This window comes from Serpentinimonas sp. SSL01 (assembly GCF_056323735.1).
Genome location: NZ_CM150487.1, coordinates 1,069,409 through 1,086,533 on the forward strand (window position 1 = coordinate 1,069,409; position 17,125 = coordinate 1,086,533).

Here is a 17,125-nt window from a genome sequence, read left to right on the forward strand (position 1 = left end):
GAGGGTTAACGAGATGAGTGGAAACCCCAGTTATGATAGCCCAGCCGATAGCCGTTGTTTATTGATCGTGGCTATCGCAGGCATTGATGCGCTGCAGCAGATGCGCTGCAACTGGAGGCGGCCTACTTCATCGTCGGCATGGTGAACTCGGGGCCGCGCTGGCCAGTCGGCCAGCGCGCGGTGACGGTTTTGAGCCGGGTGTAGAAGCGCACCCCGTCGGGTCCGTGCATGTGCAGCGGGCCAAACAGGCTGCGCTTCCAGCCGCCAAAGCTGTGAAAGGCCATCGGCACCGGGATCGGCACGTTGATGCCGACCATGCCCGCCTGCACCCGGTGCGCAAACTGGCGTGCGGCGTCGCCGTCGCGGGTGAAAATGGCGCAGCCGTTGCCGTATTCGTGCCCGTCCACCAGCTTGAGGGCGGCCTCCCAATCGGGCACCCGCAGCAAGCACAGCACCGGGCCAAAAATCTCCTCGCGGTAAATGCGCATCTCGGGGCGCACGCGGTCAAAAAGGCAGCCCCCCAGAAAAAACCCCTCTTCGAAGCCGGGCACGCGCAGGCCGCGGCCATCGACCAGCAGCTCGGCACCCTCGGCCACCCCGGCATCGATGTAGGCGCGCACGCGCTCGCGGTGCGCCGCCGTCACCAGCGGCCCCATGTCGGGCTCATTCGGGTCGCCGTGCGTGGCTTGCACACCCTGCACACCCTGCACACCCTGCACGCTTTGCACGCTTTGCACGCTTTGCACGCTTTGCTGCTCTGCACTGCCCGGGTTGCCGGGCCCGATGCGCAGCCCTTCGACCAAGGGGCGCAGCTTGGCGATCAGCGCCTCGGCCGTGGCATCGCCCACGCAGACCGCCACCGAGATCGCCATGCAGCGCTCGCCCGCCGAGCCGAATGCGGCACCCAGCAGCGCGCTGGCGGCTTGGTCCAGATCGGCATCGGGCATGATCACCATGTGGTTCTTGGCCCCGCCCAGCGCCTGCACGCGCTTGCCCAAGGCGCTGCCGCGGGCGTAGAGGGCTTCGGCCACCGGTGTTGAGCCGACGAAGCTGAGCGCTTGCACGCGCGGATCGTCGAGCAGGGCATCGACCGCCAGCCGGTCGCCCTGCAGCACGTTGAACACGCCCTCGGGCAGGCCAGCCTGTTGCAGCAGCCGGGCCAAGATCAGCGGCGCGCTCGGCACGCGCTCAGAGGGTTTGAGCACGAAGGTGTTGCCGCAAGCCAGCGCCACCGGGAACATCCACATCGGCACCATGCAGGGAAAATTGAAAGGCGTAACGCCCGCCACCACCCCCAGCGGCGCGTACTCAGTGTAGGAATCCACCCCGCGGCCGACGTTGATCGAATGCTCGCCCTTGAGCAGGTGCGGCGCGCCACAGGCGAACTCGACCACCTCCAGCCCGCGCGTGAGCTCGCCGTGGGCGTCGGCCAGCACCTTGCCGTGCTCGGCGCTGATGGCGGCGGCAATCTCGCCCGCATGGCGCTCCAGCAACTCCTTGAAGCGAAACAACACCCGCGCGCGCTGCAACGGCGGTGTCTCGGCCCAAGCCGGGAAAGCCGCTTGGGCTGCAGACACCGCCTGCGCTGCCTCGGCCGCCGAGGCCAGCGCCACTTGGGCCTGCACCTTGCTCGTGGCCGGGTTGTACACCTCGGCGGTGCGGCCGCTGCTGCCAGCGACCGCGTGGCCGTTGATGAAATGCGGGATGAGGGACGATTCGAGGGATGGTGGGTTGGGAGGTGTGGTCATGCTCTGAAACTTTCAAAATCGGGCGGCTGCGCAGGACGCCAGCCAAGCGCGGTGGTCACAAAAGCGCTAAACTGCAAACACGCAGAGCCTATACGCAATCCGCGCTCGTCCCCCGCCATCCACCACACAAACAAACAAAGGACACCACACCATGCAAGGCAACAACCAAGTCATCGGCCACCTGCAGGCCCAGCTCAAAAACGAGCTGACCGCCATCAACCAGTATTTTGTCCACTACCGCATGCTCAAGCACTGGGGCCTCGACAAGCTGGCGCAAAAAGAGTACCAAGAATCCATCGGCGAGATGAAGCACGCCGACCGCCTGATGGACCGCATTTTCATGCTCGACGGCCTGCCCAACCTGCAAGACTTGGGCAAGCTCAACATCGGCGAGAGCGTGCCCGAAATTCTGAGCAGTGACTTGGCGTTGGAGCGGGCGGCGCAAGCCACCATCAAAGACGGCATCGCCCACTGCGAGAGCGTGCGCGACTACGTCTCGCGCGACCTGCTGCTCGAAATTCTGCAAGACACCGAGGAACACATCGACTTCCTCGAAACCCAGATCGATCTGCTCGGTAAGGTGGGGGTGCAAAACTACTTGCAGAGCATGATGGGCAGCGTCGAATAAAAGCCCTGCGAGCAGCAGACTCCACCAAAGCAAGCCCGGCGCCCGTTTGGTCGGGCAATCGGCCCCACCCTTCACATGGCCGCCCCCTACCGCATCAGCGCCTGCACCGGCATCGACCAGGGCGACCGCCCCTATCAACAAGATCAGCTCGGCTTGTTTGCGCACGAGCACAACAAAGGCTGCGTGCTGGGCGTGATCGCCGACGGCATGGGTGGCTTGACCGGGGGCCGCAAGGCCGCCGAACAGGTGCTGATGACGGCGCAGCAACTGTTTCAGCGTTTCGACCCAGCCACCGACGACGGGGCAGATTTTTTGCTGCGCATGGCGCAAGAGGCCCATCTGGGCATACGCCTTACGGCTGCAACCGCCGACCTAGAGCCCCACAGCACCGTGGCGGCTTTTTTGCTTGTGCCCGGCGGTCGCTGCCATTTCGCGCACTCGGGCGATTCGCGGCTGTACCACTTTCGTGGCGCGCAGTTGCTGCACCGCAGCCGGGACCACTCGCTGGTGCAGGCTTTGGTTGCACAAGGGCTGTTGCGCGACGCACAAGCACGCACCGACCCGCGCGGCAACCTGCTGCTGCACTGCCTCGGCACCGAACAGCCCCCGGCCATCGACGGCCACCAGTGCGAAGCCTTGCAACCGGGCGATGCGCTGCTGGCCTGCAGCGACGGCATCTGGCAGTGCTTTAGCGACGAGGAACTGGGCGCCTTGGTGCACCACGCCTCACCCCGGCAGGCGTGCGAACAGCTGGTGGCGCAAGCGCGCCTGCGCGCCACCGGCAGTTGCGACAACCTGAGCCTGATCGTGATCAAGCTCGATGCCGTGGTAGCGGTCGCTGCGCCGGGCTAGCGGATGGAACCATGCGCCTTGGCGTAGACAGCGATCCAGGGCCAGATGCCGCTCGGCAGCGGGTCAAACGCGGCCTCACTCCCACTCGATCGTCGCCGGGGGTTTGCTGCTGATGTCGTAGGTGACGCGGTTGATGCCGCGCACTTCGTTGATGATGCGCCCCGATACGCGTTTGAGCAGGCTGTAGGGCAGCTCGGCCCAGTCGGCGGTCATGAAGTCGCTGGTCTGCACTGCGCGCAGCGCCACCACGTAGTCGTAGGTGCGGCCGTCGCCCATCACGCCCACGCTTTTGACCGGCAAAAACACGGCAAAAGCCTGGCTGGTGAGCTCGTACCAGCTTTTGCCGCTGTGCGGCTCGAGCGTGGAGCGCAGTTCTTCGATGAAAATCGCGTCGGCGCGGCGCAGCAGGTCGGCGTAGTCTTTTTTGACCTCGCCCAAGATGCGCACGCCCAGCCCGGGGCCGGGGAAGGGGTGGCGCTGCACCATCTCGGGCGGCAAGCCGAGCGCAACGCCGAGTTCGCGCACTTCGTCTTTAAACAGGTCGCGCAGCGGCTCGAGCAGCTTGAGGCCCAGTTGCTCGGGCAGGCCACCCACGTTGTGGTGGCTCTTGATGGTCACGGCTTTTTTGCTCTTGGCGCCGCCGGATTCGATCACATCCGGGTAAATAGTGCCTTGCGCCAACCACTTGGCGCCTTTTGTTGAAGCACCACTTGAAATCAGCTTGGCGGCTTCGGCCTTGAACACCTCAACAAACAGGCCGCCGATGATCTTGCGCTTTTGCTCGGGCTCGCTCACACCGGCGAGCCGCTCCAGGAACAGATCGGCGGCATCGACCCGGATCACCTTGGCGTGCAGCTGGCCGACGAACATCTCCATCACGGCGTCGCCCTCGTGCAGGCGCAGCAGGCCGTGGTCCACGAACACGCAAGTGAGCTGCTCCCCGATGGCGCGGTGGATCAGGGCCGCGGCCACCGACGAATCGACGCCGCCCGACAGGCCCAGTATCACCTCTTCGTCGCCCACTTGGGCGCGGATTTTTTGCACCGCTTCTTCGATGTGGTCGCGCATCACCCAGTCTGGTCGGGCGCCGCAGATGCCGAGCACGAAGCGCTCGAGCATGGCGCGGCCCTGCACCGTGTGCGTGACTTCGGGGTGGAACTGCAGGCCGTAGAAGCGCCGCGCCTCGTCGCACATGCCGGCAATCGGGCAGGCCTCGGTGCTGGCCATGAGCGCAAAGCCCGGCGGCAGCGCCGTGACCTTGTCGCCGTGGCTCATCCAGACCTTGAGCATGCCGTGGCCTTCGGGGGTGTGAAAGTCGGCGAGGTCGCGCAGCAAGGCGCTGTGGCCACGCGCGCGCACCTCGGCGTAGCCAAACTCGCGCGTGCGGCCGGCCTCGACCTTGCCCCCGAGCTGCTGCGCCATGGTCTGCATGCCGTAGCAGATGCCCAGCACCGGCAGCCCAAGCTCGAACACGGCGTCGGGCGCTTTGTCATCGACCTCATAGACGCTGGCGTGGCTGCCCGAGAGGATGATGCCCTTGAGCGTGCCGTCGGCGGCGTACTGGCGCAGCCAGTCGTTGCTCACGTCGCAGGGGTGCACTTCGCAGTACACGTGCGCTTCGCGCACCCGGCGCGCGATCAGCTGCGTGACTTGGGAGCCGAAATCGAGGATGAGGATTTTGTGGTGTTGCACGGCGGCAAGCCTAAAGTTGAATCAGCAGCCAGAAAAAATGACGCGCCCCATATGGGCCCATGCGTAGGCTTGCGCCCCAGCGCTGCCTCATTCGGCGCGGTAATTGGGCGCTTCTTTGGTGATATGCACGTCGTGGACGTGGCTTTCGCGCACGCCGGCGGTGGTGATCTCGACGAACTCGGCTTGGGCGTGCAAGTCGGCGATGCGGGCGCAGCCGCAGTAACCCATGGCGGCGCGCAGACCGCCGGCCATTTGGAACAGGATGGCGACCACCGAGCCTTTGTAGGGCACGCGGCCTTCGATGCCTTCGGGCACGAGCTTGTCGGCGTTGGGATTGCCGCTGCCCGATTCCTGGAAGTAGCGGTCGGCGCTGCCCTGCTGCATGGCACCGATCGAGCCCATGCCGCGGTAGCTCTTGTAGCTGCGGCCCTGGAACAAGATCACTTCGCCCGGCGCTTCTTCGGTGCCGGCGAACATGCCGCCCATCATCACCGTGCTGGCGCCGGCGGCAATGGCTTTGGCGATGTCGCCGCTGTAGCGCACGCCGCCGTCGGCGATCAGCGGCACGCCGGTGCCGGCGAGCGCTGTGGCCACGTTGTCGATGGCGGTGATCTGTGGCACCCCGACGCCGGCGACGATGCGCGTGGTGCAGATCGAGCCCGGCCCGATGCCGACCTTGACGCCGTCGGCCCCGGCTTCGACCAGTGCGCGCGCCGCCGCGCCGGTGGCGATGTTGCCGCCGATGACTTGCACCTGCGGGTAGTTTTGCTTGACCCAGCGCACGCGCTCGAGCACGCCCTTGCTGTGGCCGTGCGCGGTGTCGACCACGATGGCATCAACCCCGGCGCGCACCAGCAGCTCAACCCGCTCCTCGGTGCCCGCGCCCACGCCCACCGCAGCACCGACGCGCAAGTGCCCGGCGGCGTCGCGCGCGGCGTTGGGGAAGTTGAGCTGTTTGCGGATGTCTTTGACCGTGATCAGGCCCTTGAGCTCGAACGCTTCGTTGACCACCAGCAGGCGCTCGAGCTTGTGTTTGTTGAGCAGCGCCTTGGCCTGCTCGGGCGTGGTGCCGTCGGGCACGGTGATCAGGCGCTCGCGCGGCGTCATGATCTCGCGCACCGGCAGTTCGGTGCGGGTCTCGAAGCGCAGGTCGCGCCCGGTGACGATGCCCACCACCTTGCCGCCGTCGAGCACCGGAAAGCCCGAAATGCCCAGTTCCTCAGACAGCTGCAGCACCTGATAGACCGTGGTCTCGGGGGTGATGACCACCGGGTCGCGCAGCACGCCCGACTCGTAGCGCTTGACCTTGGCCACGTGCGCGGCCTGCTCGGCTGGCGTGAGGTTTTTGTGCACGATGCCGATGCCGCCCTCTTGCGCCAGCGCAATCGCCAACCGGGCTTCGGTGACGGTGTCCATGGCAGCCGAGACCAGCGGCAGGTTGAGCGTGATGTTGCGCGTCAGGCGCGTGGCCAGCGAGGTGTCTTTGGGCAGGATTTGCGAGTAGGCTGGCACCAGCAACACGTCGTCGAAAGTGAGCGCTTTTCCAAGCAGGCGCATAGAGTGAACTCCAAAAGCGCTATTGTAGGCGGGCCGGCGAACGGGTATATTGCGCCCTCATCATTGGCTTTCGATATGCACACATTGATCCACACCCACATTTCAAAAATTTACTGGCTGCTGCGCTTACCGCGCATGGGGCTGGTTGCTTTGGTGGTCGGTTTGTTGCTGGTCAGCGCCGTGCAGGCAGCTGGCCCGACTTGGGTCTGGCTCGATGACCACGGCCGCCGCGTGGCGAGCGACATGCCGCCGCCGGCCAGCGTGCCCGATCAGCGCATTTTGCGTCGGCCGCATGCAAGTCCGGTGCCCAGCCCTGCGCTCGGTGCAGCGCCCGAAGGCACCCCGGCCGCTGCACCTGCCCAGCCTGCCCCACCGGTGGCTGGCGCAGCAGGCACAAGCCGCTTGACGGACGAACAGTTGCGCCAGCAAGTCGAACAACGCAACGCCCAGATCCGGGCCGACAACTGCCAGCGCGCCCGCGCCTCGCTCGAGACCTTGCAAGCCGGGGCCAGCCAGCCCCTGTACATGGTCAACGAGCAGGGCCAGCGCGTCACGATGGACGAGGCCATGCGCCGCGCCGAAAGCGTGCGCCTGCGCCAGATCGTGCGCGACAACTGCGCACCGGCGCCCGCCGTGGCGGGCACCCCGCAAGCCGCACCACCGCCAGCAGCCGCGCCTAGCCGGCCCTGAGGGGCTGGGCTTCAGCGCGCTTACGGTTTGGCCCGCTTGCGGTAGCGCTCGCGCCGCGCCGTTTTGGGGTCCACCCGCAGCGCCCGGTAGCGCTCGATGCGGTCGCCGTCGTGCAGGGGCGTCGAAGCGGGCTCGACGCGGCCCCAAACTCCCACCTCGCCCGCCGCAGCGGCTTGCAGCCAAGCCTCAGTGGTGTCGGCCGCATCGGCCGTGTCTGCAGGTGCGGCGGCACGCAAAGCCCCGGCCGGCCCAAAGGCCAGTTGCAGCGCTTGCCCCAAGGTAGTGCCCGCAGGCACTTGCAGCCGCCACTCCTGCACCTGCGAGGGGGCACAGGCTTGCACCAGCGTGATGTCAAGTGTCATTCGCCATAGACCTGATCGGCGCGCTTGACGAAGGCATCGACCAGATTGGCCGCGATCTTGTCGAACACCGGCCCCACCAGCGTGGCCAAGGTGTTGCTGGCAAAGCCGTAGTTGAGGGTGAAATCGACGCGGCAGGCGCGTTGTGTGCCGTCGCCCACCGGTTTGAACTCCCAGATGCCGTCAAGGTGAGAGAACGGGCCGTCGATCAGCTCAAGCTGGATGCGCCGGTCTTCGACGTGGGTGTTGCGGGTGGTGAAGCTCTTTTTCATGCCGGCCATCGACATACCGATCGAGGCCACCATGCCCTGCTCGTGCTGCTCCAGCACCACGCCGGCGCTGCACCAAGGTAAAAATTCGGGGTAGCGCGGCACATCGCTGACCAGCGCGAACATTTCGTGGGCGCTGTGCCAGAGCAGTACCGACTTGTGGATGCTTTTCATACAATGCAAGGCCGTGCCCGGATTGTAGAGCCCCTGGCCGCCCCGCTTGCCGTCGCCCCATGTCCACCCCAAACAAAAACACCGCCGCCACCACGACCCGCATCGCGGAAAACAAAAAAGCCGCCTTCAACTACCACCTCGAGGAACGCCACGAGTGCGGTTTGGTGCTGCAAGGCTGGGAGGTGAAGGCGCTGCGTGCCGGCAAGGCGCAGCTCACCGAGGGCTACGTGGTGATCCGCGACGGCGAGCTGTACCTGATCGGCTGCCTCATCAGCCCGCTGCGCAGCACCAGCAGCCACCTGCCGGCAGACAGCGCGCGCACGCGCAAGCTGCTGATGCACAAAGCCGAAATCCAGCGCCTGATCGGCAAAGTGGAGCAAAAGGGCTACACCCTGGTGCCGCTGAACCTGCACTGGAAAAACGGGCGCGTGAAATGCGAGATCGCGCTGGCCAAGGGCAAGGCCGAGCACGACAAGCGCGACACGCTCAAAGAGCGCGAAGGCAAGCGCGAAGTGGAGCGCGCCATGAAGTCGCGCCAGCGCTAAAGCAACGGCTGCTGCTTGCGCCTGCCCTGCCCAAGCCGGCTCGATGCCAAGGCGAAGGCTGACGGAGCGAAGGCTGAGGCCCAAAGGCCCCAGCACGGCTCACGATCAGGCGAAATTGGCCTGCGCAAAGCGCCAGTTGACCAGTTTGTCGAAGAAGGTCTCGACAAATTTTTGCCGCAGGTTGCGGTAGTCGATGTAGTAGGCGTGCTCCCAGACATCGACGGTGAGCAGCGCGGTGTCGGCCGTGGTCAAAGGCGTGCCGGCAGCGCCGGTGTTGACGATATCGACCGAGCCGTCGGGCTTTTGCACCAGCCACGTCCAGCCCGAGCCGAAGTTGCCGACCGCGCTCTTGACGAAGGCTTCACGGAAAGCGGCGTAGCTGCCCCATTTGGCCGTGATGGCCGCAGCCAGCGCGCCGCTGGGCTCGCCACCGCCACCGGGGCACATGCAGTTCCAGAAAAAGGTGTGGTTCCAGATCTGGGCCGCGTTGTTGTAGATGCCGCCGCTGGATTTTTTGATGATCTCTTCGAGCGTCATGGACTCGAATTCGGTGCCCTTTTGCAGGTTGTTGAGGTTGACCACGTAGGCGTTGTGGTGCTTGCCGTGGTGAAACTCGAGTGTTTCCTGGGAGTAATGCGGCTGCAGCGCGTCGGGGGCATAGGGCAGCGGGGGCAGGGTGTGTTGCATGGGCAATGGGCTCCGGTGGGTTTGGTAAACGTTTCGCGGGCAGCAACCGTGCGCTTGGGCGCGCAGCCACAGCCACCACGCATTGTAGGCAGAGCCTCTAGTTCCCCGCTGCAGACACGGTCATATCCAGCTGGCCATCGGCCAAGCGGGCGCGCAGTGCCTGCCCCACCTGCACGCCGCTGCAGCGCAGCACCGGCCGCCCGCTGGCGTCACTGAGCAAGGCATAGCCGCGCTGCAGCACGCCATGCGGGTCCAGCGCCTGCAGCCGCGCGGCTTGGTGGTCGAGGCGCAACTGGCGCCGCTCGAGGTCGCGCGCGGCGGCGGTCTGCCAGCTGTGTTGCCAGCGCTGCAGGCGCTGGCGCTGCTGCTCCAGTTGGCCTGCCACGCCCTGCTGCAGGCGCTGCGCGCAGCGCTCGAGGTGGCGCAGTTGGGCGCTGCGCTCGGGCGCACAGAGTTCGGCGGCCGCGGTGGGGGTGGGGGCGCGCAGGTCGGCAACAAAATCGGCCAAAGTGAAATCGGTTTCGTGCCCGACGCCGCAGATCACCGGCATGGGCGCTTGGGCGATCTGGCGCACCAGCGCCGGGTCGTTGAAGGCCCACAGATCCTCCAGCGAGCCGCCGCCGCGCACCAGCAGCAGCACATCGCAGCCGCCACCGGCCTGAAACTGCGCTGCCGCCGCCTGCAGCGCCTGGCACAGGGCCTGCGGCGCCCCCTCGCCCTGCACCCGCGCCGGGTACAGGCGCACCGGCAGATGCGGCACGCGCCGGCTCAGGGTGGTGATCACGTCGCGCAAGGCCGCCGCGTCTGGCGAGGTGACGACGCCGATGCGCGTGGGCCAAGCGGGTAGCGGACGTTTGCGCGCCGGGTCAAACCAGCCCTCGGCCTGCAACTGGGCTTTGAGGCGCATGAACTGCTCGAACAAGCCGCCCTGCCCTGCCAAGCGGGCCGCCTCGACGATCAGCTGCAGCTCGCCGCGGGCGCCGTAGATGTCAATGCGCCCTTGCAGCTCGACTTGCACGCCGTCGCGCCAATCGAGCGCCGCCGCCGCTGCCGCGCGCTTGAACAGCGCACAGCGCAGTTGCCCGCGCTCGTCTTTGAGGGTGAAGTAGCTGTGGCCGCTGGCGGCGCGCACATAGCCCGACACCTCGCCCACCACGCGCACCGGGTTGAACTGCGCCTGCAGCGCCTCGGACAAGGCCGCCAGCAGCTCGCCCACGGCCCACAGCGGCGCCTCGCCGCCCCTCTGAAAGAGCCCATCAGCCGCGGCCATGCGAACCCCAAAATTGAAACTGTCCACAAGGGAGCCCCACAGCACTTAGATCGACTCGGCTCTCGCCCCGCCTTGCATTCATTTTTCAACCTTTTGATTCAAAACAGCTTTTAAAAAAATTTGCGAGGCTTGAAAAAAATATCGCAGCATCGAAGCCGGATAAATGCAAATCAGCCAGATCGTTACCCACAAACTTATCCACAGGCCCGCTGGGCACTCCGCAGCGCTGCGCTGGGCGATAATCGGGGCCCTGCAAGCGCCGCGCCGCGGCCGCAAGGAGACCCGCATTGTTTACGATCATACAAGCCGCCGGCTGGCCGATCTGGCCCCTCATTGCCTGCTCGGTGGTGGGTTTGGCGCTGGTCGTCGAGCGCTTTTTGAGCCTGCGGGTGGCCCGCGTGGCGCCCCCCAAACTGCTCGATGAAGCGATTGCGGTGTCGCTCAAGGCCGTTCCTCCGCCCCAGGTGCTGCAACAACTGGCCCAAAACTCGGTATTGGGTGAACTGCTCGCCGCCGGCTTGCAGCAGTTGCACCAAAAGCCCGCCAGCACCGAAGCCGAGCTGCGCACCAGCCTCGAGGCCGCCGGGCGCTTTGCCGCCGCCAAGCTGGAAAAACACCTCGGGGCGCTGGCCACCATTGCGTCGGTTGCGCCGCTCATCGGCCTGCTGGGCACGGTGGTGGGCATGATCGAGATTTTTGCCTCCCAGGCCGGGCCGGGCGGCCTCACACCGGGCGGCGGCAACCCAGAGCAGCTCGCACACGGCATCTCGATCGCGCTCTACAACACCGCCTTTGGCCTGATCATCGCCATTCCAGCGCTGATGTTCTGGCGCTACTTTCGCGCCCGCAACGAAGCCTGGCTGCTGCAGATGGAGGTGGCCGCCGAACGCTTTGCCCAGCACCTGCTGACGCTGCGCCGCCCCTAACTTGGCCTAGGAGCTGAGCATGGCCATCCGCTTTAGCCGCCGCGATCGGGAAGATCCCGAAATCAACCTGATCCCGTTCATCGACGTGCTGCTGGTGGTGCTGATTTTCCTCATGCTCACCGCCACCTTCAGCCGCTACACCCAGCTGCAGGTGCGCCTGCCCGAAGCCGACGCCGAAGCGGCGCAAACGCAGGCGCACGAGATCGTGGTCGCCATCGGGGCCGACGGCCGCTATGCCGTGGGCGGGCAAGTGCTCACCACGCCCAGCGTGCAGGCACTCACAGCGGCGCTGCAACAAGCCGCCCTTGGCCAAACCGAGCCCACGCTGGTGATCAACGCCGACGCGGCCGCCACGCATCAATCGGTCATCAACGCGATGGAGGCGGCGCGCAACGCCGGTTTGCAGCGCATCACCTTTGCCACCCAGCAGCCGCGTGAGCGCTGAACGGCACGAACCCCTAGCCCCCGCCCGCGCCACTTGGGTGCACGCGCTGCAGCGCGCTTGGCTGGCACGCGGCGCACTGGCCTGCCTGCTGTGGCCGCTCTCGCTGCTCACCCGCGCCGCTTGGGCGTTGCGCAGCGCGCTCTACCGCAGCGGCCTCAAGCGCTCCAGCCGGCTGCCGGTGCCGGTGCTGGTGGTGGGCAACGTGGTGGTGGGCGGCAGTGGCAAAACCCCCACTTTGATCGGTTTGGTGCAACACCTGCAGGCCCAAGGCTGGCGGCCGGGCGTGCTCTCGCGCGGCCACGGCCGGCGCAGCACGGGGTGCTTGCCGGTGCAAGCCGACAGCCACGCCGACCAAACCGGCGACGAGCCGCTGCTCATCGCCCAAGCCACGGGCGTGCCGGTGTACGTGGGCCGCGACCGCGCTGCCGCCGGGCGGGCGCTGCTGGCGGCGCACCCCGGCGTCAACCTGCTGCTGTGCGACGACGGCATGCAGCACTGGGCGCTGGCGCGCGACCTGACCGTGCTGGTATTCGACGCCCGCGGCCACGGCAACGGCTGGCTGCTGCCGGCCGGAATGCTGCGCCAGCCCTGGCCGGCGCCGGTCTGGGGCGGTGGGCCGCTGCTGATGCTGCAAACCGGGCTGCCTGCCGGTGCCCGCCCCGACCCGGCGCTGGCCGCGGGCGCCCCAGCCTTTGCCGCCACGCGCCGGCTGGCCGATCAGGCTTACGACGCCCACGGGCGGAGGCTGGCGCTGCTGCGCTGGGTGCAGTCGCCCGCGCACCGCCACGGCGAGCAAGGCAAGGCGGAGGTGGCCCCGGCCCCGGTGTCAGCGACCTTGCGCTGCGCCGCGCTGGCCGGCATCGCCCAGCCCGAGGCCTTTTTTGCCCTGCTGCGCCAGCGCGGGCTGGCGCTGCAACACACCCTGGCATTGCCCGACCACGCCGACGGCGCCACCTTGTTGCAGGCGCTCGCCCCCTACCCCAGCGACCTAGACTGGCTGTGCACCGAAAAAGACGCGGTCAAGCTTTTTGCCGCCCTGCGCCAGCCCGGCGCGCCGGCGCACCGCGTCTGGGCCGTGGCACTGGAGCAAGAGCCAGACTGCGGTTTTTACGCGGCGATCGATCAGGCCCTGGGCCGGGTGGCTGCGCCTTCGCCCTAAAAGGCTGGCAGGCGATTGGGCCCAGCAGCTGCGCCGCCAGCGCCGACTTTCGCTGCTGCCGCCACCACCCAAGGCCTGCGCCATGGCGCGCAGCAAGCGGGTATCATCCCGGCCATGGACGCCAAACTGCTCTCACTCTTGGTCTGCCCCGTCACCAAGGGGCCGCTGGTTTACAAGCCCGAACAGCAAGAGCTGCTCTCGCGCAGCGCCCGGCTGGCCTACCCGATCCGCGACGGCATCCCGATCATGCTGGAAAACGAGGCGCGCCCGATCAGCGCCGAAGAAGCCGCGCGGCCCGACCCGCCCAGAGCCGCGCTTTGATGCGCCCCTTGCACCCCCCCTTTCACGTCCTGATTCCGGCCCGGCTCGGCTCGACCCGGCTGCCGCGCAAACCCTTGGCCGACATCGGCGGCGCGCCGATGGTGGTGCGTGTGGCGCAGCGGGCGCTGGCCAGCCAGGCGCTGTCGGTCACGGTGGCGGCCGACGACCTCTGCATCGTACAAGCCTGCCAGCAGCACGGCATTGAGGCGATCCTGACGCGCCCCGACCACGCCAGCGGCAGCGACCGGCTGGCAGAAGCCTGCACCCTGCTGGGCTGGCCCGACGAGGCCTTGGTCATCAACCTGCAAGGCGACGAACCGCTCATGGCCCCCGCACTGCTGGCGGCGGTGGCGCAGCAGTTGCAACAGCACCCCGACTGCGCCATGAGCACCGCCGCGCACCCCTTGCACAGCGCCGCCGAGTTCCTGAACCCGAACGTGGTCAAAGTGGTGCTCGACGCCCAAGGGCGGGCGCTATACTTCAGCCGCGCCCCGATCCCCCACTGGCGCGACCGCCCTGCCGGTCTGACTGCCGATCTGTCTGCCGAACCAGCCGCTGACTTGCTCGCTGATCATCTTGTCGCCACGCCCCTGCCCGGGCAGCCCAGCGCAGCGGGCACCCCAGTGGTGCCGCAACCTGCACCGCTGCGCCACATCGGCCTGTACGGCTACCGGGCCGGGTTTTTGCGCCGCTTCCCGCAACTGCAGGCCGCGCCGCTGGAGCAGTGCGAGGCACTGGAACAGCTGCGCGTGCTCTGGCACGGCGAGCGCATCGCGGTGCACGTCACCGAGCAAGCGCCCGGGCCGGGTGTGGACACCGAGGCCGACCTGCAGCGGGTGCGCGCGCTGTGGGACGCAACCGCTGGCCGCCTGTAAGCCAGCCTCAAGATGTGCCATGCTATCCTTGCAAGGTTGAAACCCTTGCAGCCCAAGCGGCAGCGGGCAGGCACGCCAGCGTCGTGCCAATGCGCAATCACGACTCCAATAAAGGAAACCCATGAGACTGATCCTGTTGGGTGCCCCTGGTGCCGGCAAAGGCACCCAGGCAACCTTCATTTGCCAAAAGTTTGGCATTCCCCAGATCTCCACCGGCGACATGCTGCGCGCCGCCGTCAAGGCCGGCACCCCCTTGGGGCTGCAAGCCAAAGCGGTGATGGAATCGGGCGGCTTGGTCTCGGACGACCTGATCATCGGCTTGGTCAAAGACCGCATCAGCCAGCCCGACTGCGCCCAAGGCTTTTTGTTTGACGGCTTTCCGCGCACCCTGCCGCAGGCCGACGCCCTCAAGGCCGCCGGCGTGCGGCTCGACTACGTGCTCGAGATCGACGTGCCCTTCGAGGCCATCATCGAGCGCATGAGCGGGCGGCGCTCGCACCCGGCCTCGGGGCGCACCTACCACCTCAAGTTCAACCCGCCCAAAGTCGCCGGGCTCGACGACCTCACGGGCGAGCCGCTGGTGCAGCGCGCCGACGACCAAGAAGACACCGTGCGCAAGCGGCTCGAGGTCTATAGCGCCCAAACGCGCCCGCTGGTCGATTACTACTCGGCTTGGGCCGCCGCCGAACCCGCCGTGGCGCCCAAATACCGCTCGATCAGCGGCAGCGGTGCGGTGGATGCCATCACCGCCCGCGCCTTCGCCGCTTTGCAGAGCTGAAGCGACGGGCTGAGGCTGAGAGGCTGAGGGGGCTCTTCTTCTGCCACTCGGTCGCCAGCAAATGCAGCTGCAGCGCCAGCCGCGCCTGCGGCGCTGGCAGCGCGGTGGCGGCAAAGCCGCTTAGGGCAGCCTTGGCTGTGGCGGCCACGGAAGTTCCTTCGGAGGTTGGAGCGGTTGCTGTCGCATCGGCTGCATCATCAGCACCGGTGTCCAGCGCTTGACCTGCCCCACCCAGCACCCAGCGCGCCGCATCTGGCCCAGCAGGCACGCACGCGCCGATGCGCGAACAGCGCCAGACCACCACCCCTGCCTGCTCGGCCTGCTGCAGCGCCTGCGCCAGCGCCTCGTGCAGCGTGGCGTTACCGGTGCCGGCGACGACCAGCCCGCGCAGCGGCGCCTCGCTGCCGTCGGCCTGAGCGTGCTGCAGCAGCAGCGCACGCACCAGCGCCCCGCTCTGCGCGCCGTGGCTGCTGAGCCACTCCACCCGCGGCCAAGGCGCTGCGGCCAGCAGGCGCGGCAGCAGGCGTGGGGATGGGGGCGGGTCCGACCAGCCCTCACCCGGCCACGGCCGCCAGCGCTGCAAACGCCCGCCCACCAGCGCCGCGAGCGCACCGGCGTCGCCCGCGCCAAAGGCATCGAGCCGATGCGGGTGCAGCTTGCGCACCTCGTGCCCAGCATAAATCTGCCCGGCGCACGGCACCAGCACCCCGCGCGCGCCGGGCGTGGCGGCCAGTTGCAAGGCGTCGGCCAGGTTTTGCGCGCCGTCGCTCAGCAAGGCCGTGCTCGGGCGCATGGCCCCCACCAGCAGCACCGGCTTGGTCGGCTGCAGCACCGCTTGCAGCAAAAAAGCGCTTTCTTCGAGCGTGTCGGTGCCGTGCGTGACCAGCACCGCCCGCACCTCGGGCCGTTCGAGCTGGTGCTGCACCGCCTGCAGCAGGGCGCGCCAATGGGCCTCGGTCACGTCTTTGCTGTCGATCTGCGCCAGTTGCTGCGCCTCGATGGCCAAACCCGGCGGCAGCGCCAGCCCAGCCAACAAATCCTGCACCGGCCGCACCGCCGCGCGGTAGTTCAGCGCGTCGCCCGGGTTTTGCGCGCAACCGGCGATGGTGCCGCCGGTGCCGACGACGGCGATGATGCGCGGCTTCATTGCAGCACCAGCGCATCCATGGCCAGGTAGCGGTGCATGACCTCGCGCGTCAGGTAGTGCGGCGGCGCTGGCTCGGCTTGCGAGGCTGCGCTCTGGCCCCAAGCTGCGGCCCCGAGGGCAAAAAACAGCGGCAAAAAATGCTCGTCGGTGGGGTGGGCGCGCGCGGCTTGCGGTGCCAGCTCGCGGTAGTTCAGCAGCGCCTCGCGCTCGTGCGCCAGCAGCCGCTGCTCGACCCAGCGCGCAAAGGCGCTCACGTAGTCGGCAGGTTCGGCGTCCTGCGCCGGACGGCTGCTAAAAAACTCGTGCAAATTGTGCGTCATGCTGCCAGAGCCCACGAGCCACACGCCCTGCTGGCGCAAAGGGGCCAGCGCCTGCCCCATGGCATAGACCTCGGCCGGCCCGTAGCCGTGGGGCAAGGCCACTTGCAGCACCGGCACCTCGGCCTTGGGCAGCAGGTAGCGCAGCGGCACCCAAGCGCCGTGGTCGAAGGGGCGCTGCGCGTCGGGCCGGGTGGCGATGCCCGCTGCTTGCAGCAGCTGCAGCACCTGCTGCGCCAGCGCCGGTGCGCCTGGGGCCGGATACTGCAAGCGGTACAGCGGCTCGGGGAAGCCGCCAAAATCGTGCCAAGTGGCGGGCTGGGGGTGCGTCATCACGGCGGCGCAGTCGGCCATCCAGTGCGGCGACAGCACCAGCACCGCGCTCGGCTGCTGGCGCGCGCACTCGGCTTGCGCCCAAGCCGCCAGCGCCGGGCCGGTCTGGCCGGGCTCCAGCGCCAGCATGGGCGAGCCGTGCGAAATGAACAGCGCCGGGCTGGGGCGTGCTTGGGGTGCGGCCGCGGCTTGCCGCAGCGGCTCGGAGCTGGAGACGCGGCTGGGGCTGGTGTGGGTGCTGGTTGCAGACTGCATCGGTTTGACCGGGAACGTAACATTGCCAATGTAGCGCAATTCAGCCGCCGCGCTGGCGCGCTGCAACAAACACACCCAGCGCATCGGCGACAATGCGG

At 67.6% G+C, this 17,125-nt stretch carries 20 protein-coding genes; 10 read left to right on the plus strand and 10 right to left on the minus strand.

Translation table 11 applies throughout. The annotated features are described in order from the left end of the window. Positions 1-122: 122 nt before the first annotated feature. On the minus strand, positions 123-1,748 hold the full coding sequence (locus ACVMK0_RS05110) for a CoA-acylating methylmalonate-semialdehyde dehydrogenase (RefSeq protein WP_476464527.1): 1,626 nt from the start codon (positions 1,746-1,748) through the stop codon (positions 123-125). Positions 1,749-1,899: 151 nt separating this feature from the next. Between ACVMK0_RS05110 and bfr the strand changes: the two genes are divergently transcribed. Together bfr and ACVMK0_RS05120 are read left to right on the plus strand one after the other, a co-directional pair. After that, positions 1,900-2,376, plus strand: coding sequence for a bacterioferritin (gene bfr / locus ACVMK0_RS05115; protein WP_045535506.1), 477 nt, complete (start codon positions 1,900-1,902; stop codon positions 2,374-2,376). A gap of 75 nt (positions 2,377-2,451) precedes the next feature. Further along, a complete protein-coding gene (locus tag ACVMK0_RS05120; protein ID WP_476464528.1) occupies positions 2,452-3,228 on the plus strand; it encodes a PP2C family protein-serine/threonine phosphatase in 777 nt (258 codons plus the stop codon). Positions 3,229-3,303: 75 nt separating this feature from the next. Here the strand turns inward: ACVMK0_RS05120 and guaA are convergent, their stop codons facing one another. Both guaA and guaB read right to left on the minus strand, forming a co-directional pair. Further along, positions 3,304-4,920 (minus strand): glutamine-hydrolyzing GMP synthase, encoded by a 1,617-nt coding sequence (gene guaA / locus ACVMK0_RS05125; RefSeq protein WP_476464529.1) that lies wholly within the window; start codon positions 4,918-4,920, stop codon positions 3,304-3,306. Positions 4,921-5,007: 87 nt separating this feature from the next. Next, complete coding sequence (guaB, locus tag ACVMK0_RS05130; protein WP_476464530.1) at positions 5,008-6,477, minus strand: IMP dehydrogenase; 1,470 nt, start codon at positions 6,475-6,477, stop codon at positions 5,008-5,010. Positions 6,478-6,552: 75 nt separating this feature from the next. Here guaB and ACVMK0_RS05135 point away from each other — a divergent pair, with 75 nt between their 5' ends. After that, a complete protein-coding gene (locus ACVMK0_RS05135; RefSeq protein ID WP_476464531.1) occupies positions 6,553-7,167 on the plus strand; it encodes a hypothetical protein in 615 nt (204 codons plus the stop codon). Between the two features lie 20 nt (positions 7,168-7,187). Here the strand turns inward: ACVMK0_RS05135 and ACVMK0_RS05140 are convergent, their stop codons facing one another. Together ACVMK0_RS05140 and ACVMK0_RS05145 are read right to left on the minus strand one after the other, a co-directional pair. Continuing rightward, a complete protein-coding gene (locus ACVMK0_RS05140; protein ID WP_476464532.1) occupies positions 7,188-7,529 on the minus strand; it encodes an RnfH family protein in 342 nt (113 codons plus the stop codon). Continuing rightward, on the minus strand, positions 7,526-7,969 hold the full coding sequence (locus ACVMK0_RS05145) for a type II toxin-antitoxin system RatA family toxin (RefSeq protein WP_476464533.1): 444 nt from the start codon (positions 7,967-7,969) through the stop codon (positions 7,526-7,528). The genes ACVMK0_RS05140 and ACVMK0_RS05145 overlap by 4 nt, the downstream gene beginning before the upstream one ends. A 59-nt stretch (positions 7,970-8,028) precedes the next feature. Here ACVMK0_RS05145 and smpB point away from each other — a divergent pair, with 59 nt between their 5' ends. Beyond that, positions 8,029-8,514 (plus strand): SsrA-binding protein SmpB, encoded by a 486-nt coding sequence (gene smpB / locus ACVMK0_RS05150; protein WP_045535520.1) that lies wholly within the window; start codon positions 8,029-8,031, stop codon positions 8,512-8,514. Positions 8,515-8,619: 105 nt separating this feature from the next. Here the strand turns inward: smpB and ACVMK0_RS05155 are convergent, their stop codons facing one another. The 3 genes from ACVMK0_RS05155 to ACVMK0_RS05165 form a co-directional block, all read right to left on the minus strand. After that, positions 8,620-9,201 (minus strand): superoxide dismutase, encoded by a 582-nt coding sequence (locus tag ACVMK0_RS05155; protein WP_045535522.1) that lies wholly within the window; start codon positions 9,199-9,201, stop codon positions 8,620-8,622. A gap of 97 nt (positions 9,202-9,298) precedes the next feature. Further along, a complete protein-coding gene (gene xseA, locus ACVMK0_RS05160; protein WP_250959894.1) occupies positions 9,299-10,471 on the minus strand; it encodes an exodeoxyribonuclease VII large subunit in 1,173 nt (390 codons plus the stop codon). A gap of 85 nt (positions 10,472-10,556) precedes the next feature. After that, positions 10,557-10,772 (minus strand): hypothetical protein, encoded by a 216-nt coding sequence (locus tag ACVMK0_RS05165; protein WP_144400280.1) that lies wholly within the window; start codon positions 10,770-10,772, stop codon positions 10,557-10,559. Here ACVMK0_RS05165 and ACVMK0_RS05170 point away from each other — a divergent pair. The 6 genes from ACVMK0_RS05170 (at position 10,759) to adk (ending at position 14,975) form a co-directional block, all read left to right on the plus strand. Beyond that, the gene (locus ACVMK0_RS05170; protein WP_476464534.1) at positions 10,759-11,397 is read left to right on the plus strand and encodes a MotA/TolQ/ExbB proton channel family protein; all 639 of its coding nucleotides are present in this window, start codon (positions 10,759-10,761) and stop codon (positions 11,395-11,397) included. The genes ACVMK0_RS05165 and ACVMK0_RS05170 overlap by 14 nt on opposite strands. A 19-nt stretch (positions 11,398-11,416) precedes the next feature. Then, positions 11,417-11,842, plus strand: coding sequence for an ExbD/TolR family protein (locus ACVMK0_RS05175; protein WP_250959892.1), 426 nt, complete (start codon positions 11,417-11,419; stop codon positions 11,840-11,842). Further along, positions 11,832-13,001, plus strand: coding sequence for a tetraacyldisaccharide 4'-kinase (gene lpxK, locus ACVMK0_RS05180; RefSeq protein WP_476464535.1), 1,170 nt, complete (start codon positions 11,832-11,834; stop codon positions 12,999-13,001). Before ACVMK0_RS05175 ends, lpxK begins: the two co-directional genes overlap by 11 nt. A 114-nt stretch (positions 13,002-13,115) precedes the next feature. Then, positions 13,116-13,322, plus strand: a complete 207-nt coding sequence (locus tag ACVMK0_RS05185) for a Trm112 family protein (RefSeq protein WP_045535530.1) — start codon at positions 13,116-13,118, stop codon at positions 13,320-13,322. Next, positions 13,322-14,197 (plus strand): 3-deoxy-manno-octulosonate cytidylyltransferase, encoded by an 876-nt coding sequence (kdsB, locus tag ACVMK0_RS05190; protein WP_432715201.1) that lies wholly within the window; start codon positions 13,322-13,324, stop codon positions 14,195-14,197. The genes ACVMK0_RS05185 and kdsB overlap by 1 nt, the downstream gene beginning before the upstream one ends. A 121-nt stretch (positions 14,198-14,318) precedes the next feature. Beyond that, entirely contained in the window at positions 14,319-14,975 is a 657-nt protein-coding gene (adk, locus tag ACVMK0_RS05195; protein ID WP_476464536.1) for an adenylate kinase, read from the plus strand. Here adk and ACVMK0_RS05200 read toward each other — a convergent pair. Next, the gene (locus tag ACVMK0_RS05200) at positions 14,941-16,122 is read right to left on the minus strand and encodes an asparaginase (protein WP_476464537.1); all 1,182 of its coding nucleotides are present in this window, start codon (positions 16,120-16,122) and stop codon (positions 14,941-14,943) included. The two genes, adk and ACVMK0_RS05200, sit on opposite strands and share 35 nt — an antisense overlap. Next, positions 16,119-17,120: a DODA-type extradiol aromatic ring-opening family dioxygenase gene (locus tag ACVMK0_RS05205; RefSeq protein WP_476464538.1), complete on the minus strand. Its 1,002-nt coding sequence runs from the start codon at positions 17,118-17,120 to the stop codon at positions 16,119-16,121. The genes ACVMK0_RS05200 and ACVMK0_RS05205 overlap by 4 nt, the downstream gene beginning before the upstream one ends. Positions 17,121-17,125 lie beyond the last annotated feature (5 nt).

Coding starts and splice junctions, on each gene's coding strand:
- ACVMK0_RS05110 (WP_476464527.1), bottom strand. CDS start 1,748: ATGACCACACCTCCCAACCCACCATCCCTCGAATCGTCCCTCATCCCG.
- ACVMK0_RS05135 (WP_476464531.1), top strand. CDS start 6,553: ATGCACACATTGATCCACACCCACATTTCAAAAATTTACTGGCTGCTG.
- guaB (WP_476464530.1), bottom strand. CDS start 6,477: ATGCGCCTGCTTGGAAAAGCGCTCACTTTCGACGACGTGTTGCTGGTG.
- ACVMK0_RS05185 (WP_045535530.1), top strand. CDS start 13,116: ATGGACGCCAAACTGCTCTCACTCTTGGTCTGCCCCGTCACCAAGGGG.
- smpB (WP_045535520.1), top strand. CDS start 8,029: ATGTCCACCCCAAACAAAAACACCGCCGCCACCACGACCCGCATCGCG.
- kdsB (WP_432715201.1), top strand. CDS start 13,322: ATGCGCCCCTTGCACCCCCCCTTTCACGTCCTGATTCCGGCCCGGCTC.
- adk (WP_476464536.1), top strand. CDS start 14,319: ATGAGACTGATCCTGTTGGGTGCCCCTGGTGCCGGCAAAGGCACCCAG.
- ACVMK0_RS05200 (WP_476464537.1), bottom strand. CDS start 16,122: ATGAAGCCGCGCATCATCGCCGTCGTCGGCACCGGCGGCACCATCGCC.
- ACVMK0_RS05155 (WP_045535522.1), bottom strand. CDS start 9,201: ATGCAACACACCCTGCCCCCGCTGCCCTATGCCCCCGACGCGCTGCAG.
- ACVMK0_RS05165 (WP_144400280.1), bottom strand. CDS start 10,772: ATGATCGTAAACAATGCGGGTCTCCTTGCGGCCGCGGCGCGGCGCTTG.
- xseA (WP_250959894.1), bottom strand. CDS start 10,471: ATGGCCGCGGCTGATGGGCTCTTTCAGAGGGGCGGCGAGGCGCCGCTG.
- bfr (WP_045535506.1), top strand. CDS start 1,900: ATGCAAGGCAACAACCAAGTCATCGGCCACCTGCAGGCCCAGCTCAAA.
- ACVMK0_RS05140 (WP_476464532.1), bottom strand. CDS start 7,529: ATGACACTTGACATCACGCTGGTGCAAGCCTGTGCCCCCTCGCAGGTG.
- ACVMK0_RS05175 (WP_250959892.1), top strand. CDS start 11,417: ATGGCCATCCGCTTTAGCCGCCGCGATCGGGAAGATCCCGAAATCAAC.
- ACVMK0_RS05120 (WP_476464528.1), top strand. CDS start 2,452: ATGGCCGCCCCCTACCGCATCAGCGCCTGCACCGGCATCGACCAGGGC.
- ACVMK0_RS05145 (WP_476464533.1), bottom strand. CDS start 7,969: ATGAAAAGCATCCACAAGTCGGTACTGCTCTGGCACAGCGCCCACGAA.